Source organism: Schlesneria paludicola DSM 18645 (assembly GCF_000255655.1).
Lineage (GTDB): Bacteria > Planctomycetota > Planctomycetia > Planctomycetales > Planctomycetaceae > Schlesneria > Schlesneria paludicola.
Map to the genome: position 1 here is coordinate 1,040,853 of NZ_JH636436.1, position 15,455 is coordinate 1,056,307.

Annotated in this window: 9 protein-coding genes; 4 read left to right on the forward strand and 5 right to left on the reverse strand. The window is 57.5% G+C overall.

Translation table 11 applies throughout. From position 1 onward, the window contains the following. Window positions 1-50 precede the first annotated feature (50 nt). The 3 genes from OSO_RS0138045 to holA form a co-directional block, all read right to left on the reverse strand. Window positions 51-293, reverse strand: coding sequence for a hypothetical protein (locus tag OSO_RS0138045; protein WP_010587975.1), 243 nt, complete (start codon window positions 291-293; stop codon window positions 51-53). Between the two features lie 629 nt (window positions 294-922). Then, window positions 923-3,664, reverse strand: coding sequence for a WD40 repeat domain-containing protein (locus OSO_RS0138050; protein WP_010587976.1), 2,742 nt, complete (start codon window positions 3,662-3,664; stop codon window positions 923-925). Between the two features lie 92 nt (window positions 3,665-3,756). Then, window positions 3,757-4,839 carry a DNA polymerase III subunit delta gene (gene holA / locus OSO_RS0138055; RefSeq protein WP_010587977.1) on the reverse strand — a complete coding sequence of 361 codons (1,083 nt, stop codon included), beginning with the start codon at window positions 4,837-4,839 and terminating at the stop codon, window positions 3,757-3,759. A 126-nt stretch (window positions 4,840-4,965) separates the two neighbouring features. On the opposite strand from holA, the gene OSO_RS0138060 reads away from it, so the two are divergent. Next, the gene (locus OSO_RS0138060) at window positions 4,966-5,202 is read left to right on the forward strand and encodes a hypothetical protein (RefSeq protein WP_010587978.1); all 237 of its coding nucleotides are present in this window, start codon (window positions 4,966-4,968) and stop codon (window positions 5,200-5,202) included. Between the two features lie 172 nt (window positions 5,203-5,374). Here the strand turns inward: OSO_RS0138060 and OSO_RS0138065 are convergent, their stop codons facing one another. Next, entirely contained in the window at window positions 5,375-6,232 is an 858-nt protein-coding gene (locus OSO_RS0138065; protein ID WP_010587979.1) for a hypothetical protein, read from the reverse strand. A gap of 383 nt (window positions 6,233-6,615) precedes the next feature. Here OSO_RS0138065 and OSO_RS0138070 point away from each other — a divergent pair, with 383 nt between their 5' ends. Then, complete coding sequence (locus OSO_RS0138070; protein ID WP_010587980.1) at window positions 6,616-7,866, forward strand: glycosyltransferase family 2 protein; 1,251 nt, start codon at window positions 6,616-6,618, stop codon at window positions 7,864-7,866. Between the two features lie 108 nt (window positions 7,867-7,974). On the opposite strand, the gene OSO_RS0138075 is transcribed toward OSO_RS0138070, so the two are convergent. Then, entirely contained in the window at window positions 7,975-10,974 is a 3,000-nt protein-coding gene (locus OSO_RS0138075) for a sigma 54-interacting transcriptional regulator (RefSeq protein WP_237729392.1), read from the reverse strand. Window positions 10,975-11,719: 745 nt separating this feature from the next. Between OSO_RS0138075 and OSO_RS0138090 the strand changes: the two genes are divergently transcribed. Both OSO_RS0138090 and OSO_RS0138100 read left to right on the forward strand, forming a co-directional pair. Further along, complete coding sequence (locus OSO_RS0138090) at window positions 11,720-14,233, forward strand: hypothetical protein (protein WP_010587982.1); 2,514 nt, start codon at window positions 11,720-11,722, stop codon at window positions 14,231-14,233. Window positions 14,234-14,513: 280 nt separating this feature from the next. After that, window positions 14,514-15,152, forward strand: a complete 639-nt coding sequence (locus tag OSO_RS0138100; RefSeq protein WP_010587984.1) for a pyridoxamine 5'-phosphate oxidase family protein — start codon at window positions 14,514-14,516, stop codon at window positions 15,150-15,152. Window positions 15,153-15,455: the final 303 nt, after the last annotated feature.

Here is a 15,455-nt window from a genome sequence, read left to right on the forward strand (position 1 = left end):
CCTCATGATTTCACGCGCACCGGCGAATCAATCGCCTGTGCCGCGAGGAATCAGGCGGCCGAGCGGCGAATGCGGTTCTTCGGTTCGACGTGATCGCTTGGCTCGCCTTCACGCAACTTACGGACACGCTGGCTGAGCGTGGCCGCATCATACCAGGAAAAATTCAGTTCGGGGTCGGCTGCATACTTGCCCAGCGTCTGCAGCAGCTGATCGGCGCTTTCGTCGTCGTACAGAAAAACAAATCGTTCCTGGCCTTTGAGCAATGCAAGTACATTGATGCCGTGTTGTGGCATAGCGCCCCTTCCGTGGGTCCGATCTCGAAGTGTCGTCATTGATATTGATGCGGTAACGTCGCTGAGTGGACGTCACGAAAGGGATATCGACCGAACGGTCACCATCTCACAAATTTCTAGCAGTTGCCGCCACGTTGCCTGCGACTCGTCCGTTTCACGCCGGGTGAATCGTTACGAAACGCAGGGCGGCTGAATTCACTGTGGTGAGACTTATCGGCAAAGTCTTCGTAGAAGTTTAACTCTGCCCGATTTCCGCAGTTGAACGTGAGCGGGACGCTTGCGGCAGGATCGGCCGATTGGGGGGCGGTCGAGTTGGAACGTAGAAAAGTGGGGAGTGATGCGAGAAGCGGCGTTTCCAAGCGGGAGCTTTTTCCCCTTGATGCCAAGCTCCGGCTTGGCATCGCTTCCTCCACATCACATAAGGTGTACGAAGGTCCGAGGCCGCTTTCCTGCTCGACGGAAAATCAAATCGCAAGAGGCGTTACCAAGCGGGGGGCTTGGTAACGACGGGGAAATGAGGAGGGGAGCGAGAGGAGAGTTGCCAAGCGGGAACTTGGGAGCGAGCAATACGAACGAGGGCACGCTGATCGAAAACCAACACAGCGTTGTCTGATGGGCTGGCCGGACGTCTACGGCTGTGGGATGGCTGGCAGCGTGATCAAATGCACCTTGCCGTCGCTGGCCATGATTGCGATTTGTGTGCCGCTGGGCGAAATGGTGCCGCTATAAAGCGTTGAGCTCAGTTTCTGCTGAAACTGCGGTGCTTCGCGATTCGTGTTCCAGACGACGACGTTCCCGCTGTATCCCACCGAGAGCAGGTTGTGGCCAGACCGGCTGTATTCCACCTTGTAGAGATCGTCGGGCTGCCGTGGGAAGACTTTCAACGGGCTGGGGTTGTCGATGTTCCAGAGGAAAATGGCTCGATCCAGTCCGGCGGCGGTCAGATTCTGCCCATCTGGGCTCAGCGCGACGGAATAAACGGCGTCCAGCGGGCCGCTGAATTGACGAAGTTGGGTCCCGTCCGTGGTTCGAAAGGCTCTGACGGTCTTATCGCCACCGGCCGTGATCAGCTGTGAACCGTCTGGGTTGAACGCCAATGAATAGACGGCCGCGGTTTGTGACGGCAGCGTGCGGACGATCTGATTCTTTTCGTAGTCCCAGATTCGAACCGTTTTGTCGTTCGAGCACGATGCGATCCAGGGTTTGGAAGGGTGAAATGCCACTCCATAAACGTGGGACTGATGTCCGGGGATCGCGAGCGTGAATTGAGCCGATGCGATTGTCCATTGCTGAACGCTACCGTCCGAAGTGCTGCTGATCGCCGTGCGGTTGTCTGGGGCGAACGACAGGTTCGAAATCGCCGCAGGCAGCGGCAGTGTCACTTGAACGGCCTCGGGGAGTCCGGCCGAGGCGGGGGTGGGGCCCATCGTCAGATCGTAGCCCCGGATGACGCGATCATCGCCTGCCGTGATCAGTTTCTTCTGGTCGGGGGAATACGAGATGTGGAGCACTTCGGCACCGGTGGCGATCTCGCGTTGCGGTTTCGACGCGTCGGCGACGTTCCATAACTTCACTTTTTGATCGCTGCCGCCGCTGGCGACCTGCTGTTGATTGGGAGCCAGAGCAAGTGACCGAACGGGGCCGGTATGTCCTTTGAACTCGCGGAGGGGAGTTGCGTTTCCAACATCCCAAAGCCTGACGTTCCCGTCGTGGCCTGCCGTGAAATATTGATTCGAGGCAGGGTTTGCGGCGAATGCGTTGATGGCCGTTGGGTCACCGGCATGAACCGATTGAAGCCGATACGCGCGCCAGTGGACCGCGCGATCGTCTCCCGCGTAGACGACCTGCTGGTCGCCTTTGCCCCACGCGGCACCCTGAACGGGTTCGTGCATCGGCGTTGCGAAGAACTGAGTTTGAAGTCCGAGTTTCGTGTCCCATCCTCGCACCGTTCCGTCGAGGCTGGATGACAGCAGCGTCAGATTATCGCGACTGTACTCGAGCGACGTGATCGCCTTGGCGTGTCCCGTGTAGGTGGCGAGTAGAGTTCCGTCCGCCAGATTCCAGACGCGGATCTTGTGATCGTCGCTTCCTGCCGCTAAATGCAGGCCATCGGAAGAGACGGCAAGAGCCCGGGTGGCCGCGGTCGCATCCAGCTCACGAATGGGACTGCCATCGGCCGCGCTCCAAACGCGAACGCGTTGATCGGCACCGCCGGAAACGAGCAGCGGTTGACCGGCTGCATACGCGACCGCGAATGTCCCACCCGTGTGACCGGCGAGCGATCGGAGCTCGGAAGCCTCGTCGGCGTTCCAGATTTTGATCGAGCCCGCGGCGTCTGCGGCGGCGATTTCGTGGTGATTCGGGTGAATCGCTACGCTTGTGATCGCGGCCGCTTGTGCGGGATACGCCTTGATCAAACGGCCGGTCTGGACGTCGAACAGGCGGGCCACCTTGTCGGCAGATCCCGTGGCAATGCGGGCTCCATCACTCTGAAAGCCGAGCGACGTGACGGCGCCCTGATGGCCTTCCAACGTTCCCAGCAGTTGCTGGTTCGCTGAGTTCCACAACCGGCACGTCTTGTCGGCAGAGCCGGTGGCGACGATCGCTTGCTGGGGATGGGTTCGGATCGCCAGCACGGGTTCCTGATGACCGGTGGCGGTCGCGTCGGCAGGCGTGGTCAACGGCCAACGTTTGATGGATCCGTCGACACCGCTGGTGACGATCTGGGTTGAATTCGCGACGTAGCCAATTCCTGTGATTCCGGCGTCATGAGCGCCGAAGGTGGCTTGGATGGAACCGTCCGCGGGCTGAATCAGACGCACGAACCCCGCTTTGTCGGCGGTGGCAAGCTGTTGATTGTCGGGACGAATTGCGATTCGGACGACGGAATGCGGCAGGGGGCCGATTTCTCGAATCGCCTGCTGATCAGCGGCACGCCAGATCTTGAGGGTGCCGTCAGCGCCCGCGGTGACCCACTGCGTTCCATCAGCCGATTGTGCAAAGACCGTTTCGGTAGGGTGAGGCTGAAAACTGGTGGCAGGCCGCGATGTGGGCAGGTCCCAGATTCGGACGGTATTGTCGAGCGATCCGCTGGCCAATCGAGTTCCGTCTTGCGAGACGCAGACGCAAAGCACCAGCGCCGTGTGGCCGGTGAGTGATCGGAGTGCGGCGCCCGATTTCAGGTCCCAGATTCGCAATGTCTTGTCAAAACTGGCCGTGATCAGTTTCGTGCCGTCGGGCGAGTAGACTCCGGCATAGGCAGGTTCGGCGTGGCCGACAAGAGAATCATGCTCCTCGGCGTACAGGGTTCGGGGCCCTCCGCACGCGGTGATCGTCAGTGCGAGCAAAACGGAAAAGGCAAACTTCCACATAACGGGCGCCTTGTGTGGAGCATCCACTGTGGATGCCGTGTGCGGAGCGTTCGGGGATGCAGAGAAATCCGTTTCTGGTCGAGGCAGGGCTGTCAGGCGAGTCGGCCGGCCAGTTCCAGCAATAACCGCTCGAGTTGAAATCGTTCTGGCAGCGGGTTCGCTCCCTTCAGCCCCGCGTCGGCTTCCAGAAGCTTTCTGAGCAATCGCTCGGCATTGTGGCGGCCCAGGCGTCGCAGATAGTTTTGGCCGGGCATGATGGCCATCGGGAAAATCCCGGCCTGGCGTAACGCTTGATCCAGTGACACGGACCGAGCCAAATCGGCGGCGTGCGAGAACTTTTTGAACGTGTACGAGATACCGCCGAGTAATTTAATGGGCGGTTCGCCTGCCGTCAGCAATTGATCGAGAGCGCTCAGGGCAAAATCCAGATCGTTATCGCGGGTGGCGTCGGTCATGGCCCAAGTCGTTTCCGTCCGCCATCCGCCGACCATCGCTTTGACGTCTTCGATCTCGATGTTGGCTCGAGTTCCCACATACGACGCGAGTTTGGCCAGTTCCGTGTCGAGCATGCCAAGTTCACTGCCGACCAGTTCGATCATCAGGGCCGCCGCGTCGCGCGCGATCGTTTGCCCGTATGTTTCGGCCGCCGAGTCTTGCAGCCATTTGACCAGTTGTGCCCCTTTGAGGTCGGAACACTCCACCTCAAGCCCCTTGGCGGCGACCTGTTTATAGATCCGTGTCGTTTTGGGCCAGGATTGCACGTCCAAAACCAGAACGGATTTCTTGAACGGCTTCTCGATCAGTTTTTCGAGCGCCCCGCGGTGATTCGTGACGAAATCGTCGGCGTCTTCCACATAGATCAAGCGTCGATCGCCCCACATCGAAACGGTTCGCAGTTCGTCTGAGACCGCCTGGAGATCGGCGTCGCGTCCGGCGAAACGAGTCAACGACGTTTCGTCGTCATCAATGACGAGTTTTTTGTAGATCGCGAGCACCGACTGTTTCAAATGTCGCTGACTGCCCGACAGCACATTGAAGCAGGGGATCTGGGCATGTTTCTTCAGGAAATCGACGGCGTGCATGAAGGTTGGCTCGTTCGCAATGGCGAATGACCGTTTGGCCGACGTGCTGGGAATAATTTCGGCGGTCGTCCCGGACGGCGCGTCGGCGGCCATTTCGCTGCAAGTTTCTGCAAAGATGGTACTCACTTGCGGGCGAGGTTGTCACTCTGGCCGTTCACGATCTTCGTGGTGGGATGCTATAAATCAATTTGAAGGACACGAAGTTGGGGAGTCTCGGTCATGAAGCATGGTGGTCTGACAGATGGTGCCGGGCAGTTGAAAATGGCTGCGGACAAGTTGGAAGAGGCGTGGGAGGCCGCTCGCCCGGCCTGGAATGATGTGGTCAGCCGCGCGATGGAAGAAGAGAAGTTGGCACCGCTGCTGGATCAGTTGCGGGCGACGCTCGATGCCGCGTCGAGGATGAGTGTGACGCTCACGACGGCGGTTCGCGAATGTGAAGATGAGCGGCGCGGGTGAGAGGCTGCTGAAGAAACGGACGATCGGCATTTGGCCGAAAGATCGTCCAACGCCGTAAAGGATATTTTCATTGGGTTTCGGGTACCACAGGCCCTGGAATTCCGCCCTATCAAATCGTGATTAAGGTCTGAAAGATCGACCCGTCACTGTGCTGTCACGAATCAATGCTCACTCAGGTTCCGGCGTCGGGTAGATCCTCAAACGTGGGCGGTTTGGCGTAGAACTCACTGAGGTCGAGTTGGCCTTTGGCATCGGATTCCAGCAATTGGATTCGTTTCTCCAAACGTTGGATGCGCGCCTCGAGTTGCGGATGCAGCGCGAAATCTTTCTGGGATTTCGAGCGAGGCACTGCTGGGTAGCCCAATTGGCGCTGCAAGGCGGCGAACAGGTAAAGGGGATCTTTGCCACGATTGGCTTTCGCGATCCGGCCCTCTTGTCGACTGAAGAGCAGTGGTGGCGGCGATGTGTCGGGTGCGGTTCCTGCCTTGCGTCGTTCTTCATCAAAGAATTCGGAACGAAAATAGATCATGTCGGCAAAGTCGATCGCACCCAGTTGCAGGCGTGCACGCATGATCCATTCACGCCAGTGGGCGTCGTACAGCGGATCGTCGGCGATCGCGATCATCCCTTTGTCGTAACCGAGTCGGTTTCGGGAAATGCATTCAAATTGATAGACGAACAATCCTGCGGGGTTGGCACTTTCGCTACGGTAACGCGCCTCACGCTCGAGAATCTGCAGTGCCACGCGCTGGTCGAACTTGTTGCGATCTTCTTCCGACTGCCGCATGACGAATGTCTGAAACGGAGCGAAATAGTGCGCAAGATGGGCCATTCCTTCGCAGAGGCGGCCGTTCAGGAGCATTTCTCCGCGGAGGACATCGAGTGCCAGCGGCAGCTTCGTCGTGGTCAGAATCTCTTCCTTGATGCTCTCGAGGATCTCTTGAGAGGGAAGATCTTCATCCAGGCGTTCCAGGAATGTTCTGAAGAAGTAGGCCTGCTCGATGTATTCCTCGCGATCGAGAACCGGCATGAGAACTCCTGATTGAGACGTCGTTCTGTTTCCTGACACGTCTGTGGCATGATGGCATATCGAACCAGATTTGGCGATTTGCAGCCCGCTCAAATCTGATGAGGAGCGGGGGGGGCAGAGCGAGTTTTTGAGACTTTCCGAAGTTGTGACACCTTTGTGAATTGCCGGATGGTCATTGTAAGTCATAGTCTACACCGCTCAAGATTGACGCCATTCGGCTTTGCGCGTGACGGATATCCACACCCCAGACGACCTGAATGATGGTTTCTGTGATTGATTCTTGAGTCGTACGCGGCAAATCTGACGCGCCGTCAATGGTTTGTGATGGAAGTCGGCCTTTTGCGTTTCTGTTTCATCACCGTTCTGGCTGGGAATCCAAAACGATGATTTCGTTTGGGCTCGTCGCTGCGATCATCCTGACCGGGTTGGCGGTACTCGCTGTCTGGCAATTTCAACCCTGCTTGAAGGGCTTGCGGGGCGCACTCGCGGCGGACCAGGCCGCGTCACAGGATTACTCGCCTGCCGCGCGCGTGATTCTTTGTTTACGCGGCGCAGATCCATTCCTGGATCGTTGCCTGCGAGGTTTGGTCAATCAGGACTATCCCGAATACAAGGTTTTGATTGTCGTCGATTCACCGACCGATAGCGCGGTTCCGCAGGTTGAAAGTCTACTGCGTGAGTATGGTGCGGATTGTGCCGAGATGATTGTCCGCGACCGGATTTTGCCGAGGTGTTCGCGTCGCGCGAGCAGTCTGTTTTGTGGCTTAAATCAGGTGCCAACCGAAGTGCAGGTGGTTGTCATGTGTGACGCGGATGCGATCCCGCATCGCACATGGTTACGCGAATTGGTGACGCCGCTTGCCGAACCGTTGACAGTGGCGACATCCGGAAATCGGTGGTATGCGCCCCTGTCGCTCACGATGGGTGGCCTGTGCCGCTACTACTGGAATGCCCTTGCGTTTCGTGCCATGCATCAATATCAGATTCCCTGGTGCGGCAGTCTGGCGATGCGAGGCGATCTGTTTCGAGATCCGCAGTTTCTCGATTGCTTGCAACATGCGTTCAGTGAAGACACCGCACTGGCCGGGTATCTGATGAATAAAGCACAACAGGCGAAACCAATCGTGTCGCTGATCGTGCTGAACGAAGAGACCATCGGTCTAAAAAACTTTTGGGGGTTTCTCGTCCGCCAGATGTTGGCGGCACGTCTGAATCACCCTCATTGGCCGACAATCTTCGTTGAGGCGATGGCGATCTTGGTGGTGATGTGGATTTTACTTCCCTTGTCGATCATGGAAGGGACTTCGAGCCTCGCCTGGTGGTGTGCCGGGGCGGTGATCTACGATGGGATTGTCCTCGCGACGATTGGTCACTTTGAATGGCTTGTGCGTCGTCATCTCTGGCAATCGCGGGATCAGCGAGTATCCCCGATTGACTGGAAGCGATTCTGTCTGGCGCCGATCGGGCTGAGTTTAACAGGATTCATTTATCCACTTGCGGTGCTGTCGGCTGTTTCAGCCACTCGTCACGAATGGCGAGGTATCGTCTATCGAATTGAACGGCGAGGAGTTTCGACGTTGTATGAGCGTGAGGCATTCAATTCGCTGCCAGCAAATCAATTCGAATCGGTCTGATCCTCTCGAGTCCAGAAATGCCGTTATAGGCAGTCGTTCCCGTCCGAATACGTGTGCAACCTCGTAGCGACAAGCGATTGGGGGCGGTCCGAAACGCGAGCACCATGACTATCGCGGGATGCGACCAAATCGCGGCGGATCGTTTGGTTCGTCGTCGGTAATTCCGTGCTTTTTCAACTTGCTGAAGTACGTGCTCCGCGGCAGGCCCAGGCGTTTTGCGGCCTTGGTTTTGTTGCCTCCGCACTGGTGCAGCGCATCGAGCAACAGTTGTCGCTCGGCATCAGGGTCGTCGTCGTTCCAGACGGTGACCGGGACAGCATCAAGGTCGTTAAGGCGGCGGAACGGCTCTTGTCGATGGCTAGGTTGCAACGATCCTGTCGCGTTCTGAATGTCGAAGGGCAGGTCGGTCAGTTCGACGGTGTCGCTTTCGGCGAGCACGACGGCGCGTTCAATGACGTTCTGCAGTTCACGAACATTGCCGGGCCAGGAATACCGCATCAAGGCATTCAAGGCTTCGTCATCGAACCGCGCGATGCGTTTGCCATCGCGCGTCGACGCCGATTTGAGGAAGGAAACGGAGAGGTCCAGGATGTCTTCGGGGCGTTCACGCAGCGGCGGCAGTACCACGCTGATGACATTCAATCGATAGTAAAGGTCTTCACGAAATTTGCCTTCGGCGATCAACCGTTCCAGGTTCTGGTGAGTGGCGGCGATGAGACGGACATCGACTTGAATCGTATGCGAACCCCCGACGGGCTCGAATTCTCGCTGCTGTAGGACGCGTAGCAGCTTGACCTGTGTTTCGGCCGAGATGTCACCGATTTCGTCGAGGAACAACGTTCCGCCGTGTGCCAGTTCGAATCGCCCCTGTTTATCGCTGTGGGCACCGGTGAATGAGCCTTTCACATGGCCGAACAGTTCACTTTCCAGCAGGCCCGATGACAGTGCGGCGCAGTGGACGCTGACCAGTGGGCCATTGCGCCGCGGGCTGTTTTCATGGATCGCCTTGGCGAGAAGTTCCTTGCCGGTGCCGCTTTCACCCCGAACAAGAACGCTCGATTCGCTGGGCGCGACTTTCCGTACCATATCCAGAACGCGACTGATTGCCGAACCGCGTCCGATGATCGCCTCCCGACGAAATTCAACGACCGGAATCGAAGGCGTGTCGACGCGATTGGTGGTCAGTTCTGCCTGCAGCATGGCAATCTGTTGCCGTTGCTGTGAGATCTGATCGACCTTCGATCGCAGTTCTTCGTTCAGGTGCTTCAGATTCTGGTGCACATTCGCGCTGTGCAGTGCGATCCCCGTAATCTGTCCGAGAGCCGTCAAGAATGTCAGATCCTCGGCCGAATACATCAGTCCGCTTTGCTTGCCGCCCAGAACGACGACACCGGTGATTTCACCATTGGTCTCCAAGGCGTGGATCAAATCCCCCTTCACCTGGCGCAGCAGGCTTTGGATGGGGGTCAGGCTGTCGCGCGAGCCCGATGTCACGCGTTGCAGAGTTGGGTCGCTTTGAAGGGCCTCACAGAACTCATCCGGTGCGGTAAACTGCAATGGCATTCCTGCCGAATCGCCGGTGGCACCCGCCAATCGGAAGTTCGTTGATCGGGCATCACGCAGATAGATGGCGGCGAGTTCCGGTTGCAACACATCCTGGCACGACGACAGCATGCGTTCGGTCAGAAAATCGACGTCGGCAAGTCGCCCGACGGCCTGATTCATGCGTTGCAGGGTCTTGTCCAGGCGGTATTTTTCGCGAAAGAATCGCCGGTCGACAAACATCTGCCAAGAGTCGCGAAGCCAGATCAGCAAGATCACGGCCAGCATCATGATGCCGGCGATGACCCACGTCTGTTGTTCCAACGCGTGAGGCTTGCGAACGGCGAGCGTTCCGGATGCGATCAGGAACGCAACCGTCCCCGTGGCGCCGTAGCTCAGGACGTAGTACGACATCCCGCGATTCACGATCTGGTCGACTAGCATCAACTTGTAGCGGACGATCCCGACTGCATAAGCGACCATGAAAACCAGACTCGCCAAGAACATCGGCCAACGTCCGCCACCCAGGACGAAGTTCTCTCGATCGAAGAAGGCGAGATACATCGAGTAGCCGATAAAGACCGACGCGGCGCAGCCGGCGCGCAGAATCCACCGAACCTGATTTCGCTCAATCGGATTTCGAGTCGTCAGCCAGCTGTGGGTGAGGGCGACAAGTGCCACGACGAAATAAAGGGCGGCCAGACAGATGTACGAGTAAATCCCTGCTCGCAGCCACGTCAGGAGTGCTAATTTGACGTCGGCGTTATTGCCGCTGCTTTCCATCAGCAGCCAAAGAAATCCATCCACGATGAAGAAGGCGACAATGGTCATGACGGGGATCGCGTAGATCGCGGCGATCACCGAACGTGGCCAGAGCGTCAACGGTGGTTTCGGGCGCGGATAGACCAGGAAAAAGTGCAGAATCACCGCAGGCAAAAGCACTCCGCAGATGACGAAGGGCAAGTTCAACCAGAAGTTGCTGCCCAGGGTCCACCAGTGAAAACCTCCGACAAACGCCGCCAGCGTCACGGTGCACATCGCGAAGAATAGTCGGGCGGCATCGTCAAAGGGACGGTTCCAGAATGCCACCGCGCTGACGGAGAAAATCAGCAGTTCCAACAGGAACCAGACCAGAGTCAAGCTGACTTCGCGAATCGGAACGGACTGGACTTTCACATCCGTTTTCTGAATCTGCCCCGTCGATTTCTGCAGAAACTCAATGGGAACATGTCCCGGCGATTCAAATCCATTCAGACTCCAGCGTTCGACCCCCAGGTCGTAGTCACCACTTCGCAGTGCGGATTCCTCACGCATGAAGTCGAGCGACGTGTTGATCGGATGCCCTTTGATCGACAAAAGCACATCGTGTGCAACGGGGGTCGGCTTTCCACCCCGCACCATCAACCCCGTGGTTTGCTCGATCACAATCCCGGTCTTATTTTCGGGGACGTTGACGAGCAGGAATCGCATCCGCAGGTCAGGAGCCGTCACCACGAAAACCATTGCCAGAACGCAATAGCCTACGATCATGCCCGCAAGGCTCGCGAGGATCCACCGAATTGCCAAGCTTACCTGTTCCATTGATCGTCCGATCTCGATTTCGGCGCCGAACTTTTGCGTTTCGGCGCCGTCGTGACGTTTTTCCGGTTTCGGCGCGCGCCGAAACACGCGTCGTCTCGAATGTCATGATTGCGTCGGCGCTCAGTAAATACAATGGTTTTCTGAGATTGTCCGAGAAATTCAAGCGCCGAATTCCGTTTGGCACGGCGAATGCGAAGTATAAATCTCGTCTTCGACACATTTCGAAGGCACTGATCTTTCCCAGCCCGAACCCCCAGTGAACAAGTCTGATTTTGTTTGTGAACTGCATGGCTTCCACTTTGAGCAGTCTCTGACCCACTCTGCTCCCGGTTCCCACTCGCCAGTACACCCAACGCAAGCTTAGTCAGTGTTCTCTGGGGGTTCTTTTTGATTCACGGAGTAGGAGCAGGAGGCCGTCGCCCTCAAGGATGGGGGCGGTTTTCCGTCCACAACTCGAATCGTTACGAAAACGAGCAACCTGCGCTTCGGCGCGAGTTGCTCGTTTTTTCGTTTCTAGCTGTTGCTCGGGTGTCAGGTGCCGCTCTGGTATGAAGTCGCGCCGTTTCCGATCGTGGAATGCCTTCTCGGGTTGACAGACTCGGTCTTGAAGACCGAAGGGGCGTCGGGGGGTTCGAATTCACCGTCTGATTTCTCTATGATCGACGTGTCCAAGTGAGCTTGAACATCGGCCTCATATTTCGGTGCGTTCTGTCTTCAGAGGTGGCAATTTATGGCGTTATCTGGTTTTCCGTATCGTGTGCGGCGCGTGATTCAAGGCGCGATCGTGAAGTCGATTGCGCAAGTGGCGCTTGTCTGCGGTCTCTTCGCGTCGGCTTACCCGGGTTCGGTCGGGTCTGCGGCGGAAGGATCGGCGATGGTCGATCTGACGCAGGCCGTCGTGGTGGCTCCTGATGACCTTTCCCCGCGCGAGAAGAAAGCGGTGATGATGCTGGTCGAGGAGGTTCGTAAGCGTTCGATGGTTCACTGGACGCGCGTGTCAGCCATCCCGAAGTCAGTGGATGGGCCTTTGATCGTCGTCGGGCCGCAAGCGAAGGTCCGGTCACTTTTGGCGGGGAAGGGGATTGCTGCTCCCGCAGCCGCAGAGACGACTCGCCCCGAAGGGTATCAGATCGCCATGACCGCAAAGGGGGCGATTGTGGCTGTTCTCGGGAATGATGAGCGGGGTGTGTTGTTCGGCGTGGGACGGTTGCTGCGGGAATTGCGGCTGACGCGTGGTAAGGCCGAGCTTCCCGCTGGATTTAATGAAGTCTCTGCACCCGAATCGTCGCTCCGCGGGCATCAGCTTGGTTATCGCCAGAAGACGAATTCGTATGACGCCTGGGATCTTGCGCAATGGGAACAGTATTACCGCGATCTGGCTGTGTTTGGGACCAATGCGATTGAGCTGATTCCACCTCGGTCGGACGATGATGCCGATAGCCCGCTGTTTCCCGAAATGCCGCTGGACATGATGGTCGACATGTCGCGCGTGGCCGACGAATATGGCCTGGATGTCTGGGTCTGGTACCCCGCCATGGACAAGGACTATGCCGATCCCGCCACGGTCGAATTTGCACTTCGCGAGTGGGAGCAAGTTTACAAGCGTTTGCCGCGAATTGATGTCGTTTTCGTGCCGGGTGGCGACCCCGGGCATACACATCCGACACCCCTGATGGCCCTGTTGGAAAAGCAGGCGGCCTTGCTGCGGAAGTATCATCCGAAGGCTCAGATGTGGATGGCGCCCCAGGGGTTCAATAAGGACTGGGACGATGTCTTTTACGAATTCATGAAGACCGAACCCAAATGGCTCGACGGGATCGTGTTTGGCCCCCAGGTTCGGACTTCATTGGAAAACGTGCGGAAGCTGATTCCTGCGCGGTACCCGATCCGTGGCTATCCCGACATCACGCACAGCATTAACTGCCAGCATCCGGTGCCCGAATGGGATGTGGCCTACGGAGTGACCGAAGCCCGCGAACCGATCAATCCGCGTCCGCTGAGCACTGCCGAGATCTTCCGCTATTATCAGCCCCACACGATCGGGTTCCTGACCTACTCCGAAGGCTGCAATGACGACGTCAATAAGTTCGTCTGGAGCGGGCTCGGCTGGAACAGCAAGACGCCGGTGGTCGAGATTCTGCGACAATACGGTCGTTACTTCATCGCCAGCCCGTTTGCAGAAGACTTTGCGGAAGGGTTGCTGTCGCTCGAACGCAACTGGGTGGGGCCGCTGCTCGCGAACGGTGGGGTCGAAACGACGCTGCAGAAGTTCCGAATGATGGAGCTTACAGGTGGTCCCAGACTGTTGTGGAACTGGCGATTCCAGCAGGCCCTGTATCGTGCTTACTATGATGCCTGGCTGCGTGATCGGCTCATCGCCGAGACAGCACAGCGCAGCGCCGCGGCGGATGTATTGCGCCGATCGGTTGGTGTCGGAGTCTTGCCGGCGAAATCACTGGTTGCTCTTCAAAATCCCACCACGTTGGTCTCGCTGAATCAGGCGGAATCCATTCTTGATCAAGCGGATTTGCAGGTCGCGTCTCCTGCGCGCCGCAAGCGACTCGATGAATTGGCGGAAGCGTTGTTTCAGAGCACCCACATGCAGCTCAACAGCAAGCTTCATAAGGGTGAGCACGGTCGCGGGACGATGCACGATTCGATTGATTTTCCGCTCAATGACCGTCATTGGCTGAAGAATGAATTTGCGAAAATCCGCCGCCTTGAGAAGGAAGAAGAACGCCGCGCGGCGATTCTGGCCGTGCTGGATCGAACGGATCCGGGACCGGGTGGATTCTATGACGATTTGGGTGATCCGAATCGTCAGCCGCATCTTGTTCGCAGCTCTGTTCCGTTCGTGGAAAATCCCGATTTCCGCCGCTCGGCTTATACGAGCTTCGACTACAAGTCGGATCGTCCCCGCGAGTGGTGGACGAATGTGCTGAGCATGTACGACGCCTCGTTCGAGATGCAATACGACGGTCTTGATCCGAATGCCCGCTACAAAGTGCGCGTGGTCTACTCATCGGAACCAGCACGGAAGGTGAAAGTGCGACTGGATGCCGAGGGTGAGCAGGTGCACGACTACATGGTCAAACCGGACGAGATGCAGCCGCTCGATTTCGATATTCCCGCCAAGGCAACCGCCGACGGGAAGTTGACGATCCGTTGGACGCGCGAGCAGGGGTATGGCGGAAACGGACGCGGCTGTCAGGTCGCAGAGGTCTGGTTGCTGCGTAAGCCGTGACCATGATGGTTTGGGCGAGCGGCAGCCAGTTTGAATTCGGGCTGGCTGCCGCTACGCGGGTGCGCCGCGGCCAGACCGGGGCTTCTGAATACCCTGTTTTTGCTTGTTTTCCTCTCGTTCCCAAGCTCCCGCTTGGGAACGCTCAGCGCCTCCTACACCCAGAAGTGTGCTCAAGCCGCCTTCCCGCTCAGCAGAAATCGAAATCGCGAGAGACGTTCCCAAGCGGGAGTTATGGGAACGAGTGGAGTTATGGGAACGAGGAGGCGAAGGGTAACGAGTCATGACGAGTCCGCACCGATTTCAACACGTCGTGAAGTCCATCGACGAGCTGACGGAACTGATTGGTGTTCCGAGCGAACTGGCTCTGAAGAAGCAGTTGTCTGAGCTCGATGAACACATGAAGTCGTTCATCGCCAGGTCGCCGTTCCTGCTGATTGGCACTTTCGGCCGCGAAGGTGCGTGCGATGTTTCGCCGCGTGGTGATCCGCCGGGTTTGGTGAAGGTGTTGGACTCGAAGACGTTGGTGATCCCGGATCGCCGAGGAAATCGTCGCGTCGACAGCCTGCGGAACATCGTCGAAATCGGACGGATTGGCCTGTTGTTTCTGATTCCCGGCGTCGGTGAAACCTTGCGCGTCAACGGTCGGGCGACGCTGATTCGGGATGAAGATGTTCTGGTCACGTTAGCGGCCGGGGGCACACCGCCGCTGCTGGGGATTGCGGTGGAAGTGGAAGAGTGCTTCCTGCAGTGTGCGAAGGCGATTATCCGTTCGAAGCTGTGGAGTCACGAAGGTGGCCAACCTGATTCCACGCTACCCTCGTTCGCAGAGATTCTGCTCGACCAGGTCAAAATCGAGGGAGAAACCGTCGAGTCCCTACGGCAGAGAATCGAGAATTCTTACAGAAATCAGTTGTACTAACAGGCAAAAAAGAATCAAACGCGCCCAGGAGTCGTGGTCATCAACGTGCCTGCCGCCGTCGATTCTGCAGGCGTTCGATTGTAGGCCAAGGGCACTGGCGAAATTTATCGATTCAACGCCTGTGTACTCAAGCCGTGGCAAATCCACCAGGGCGTAACTCGATTCAATCATCCATGCACGAAGAAAAACCCGATCGAAGTCGAGTTTCAATAAAAAAAAGGTCCTTCAGGCTTTTGTGTGGGTAACCCTGGATTGGTGCGGAAAACGAACGGGTCGGATGCGGTGACATCCCGCAGAAAAGAG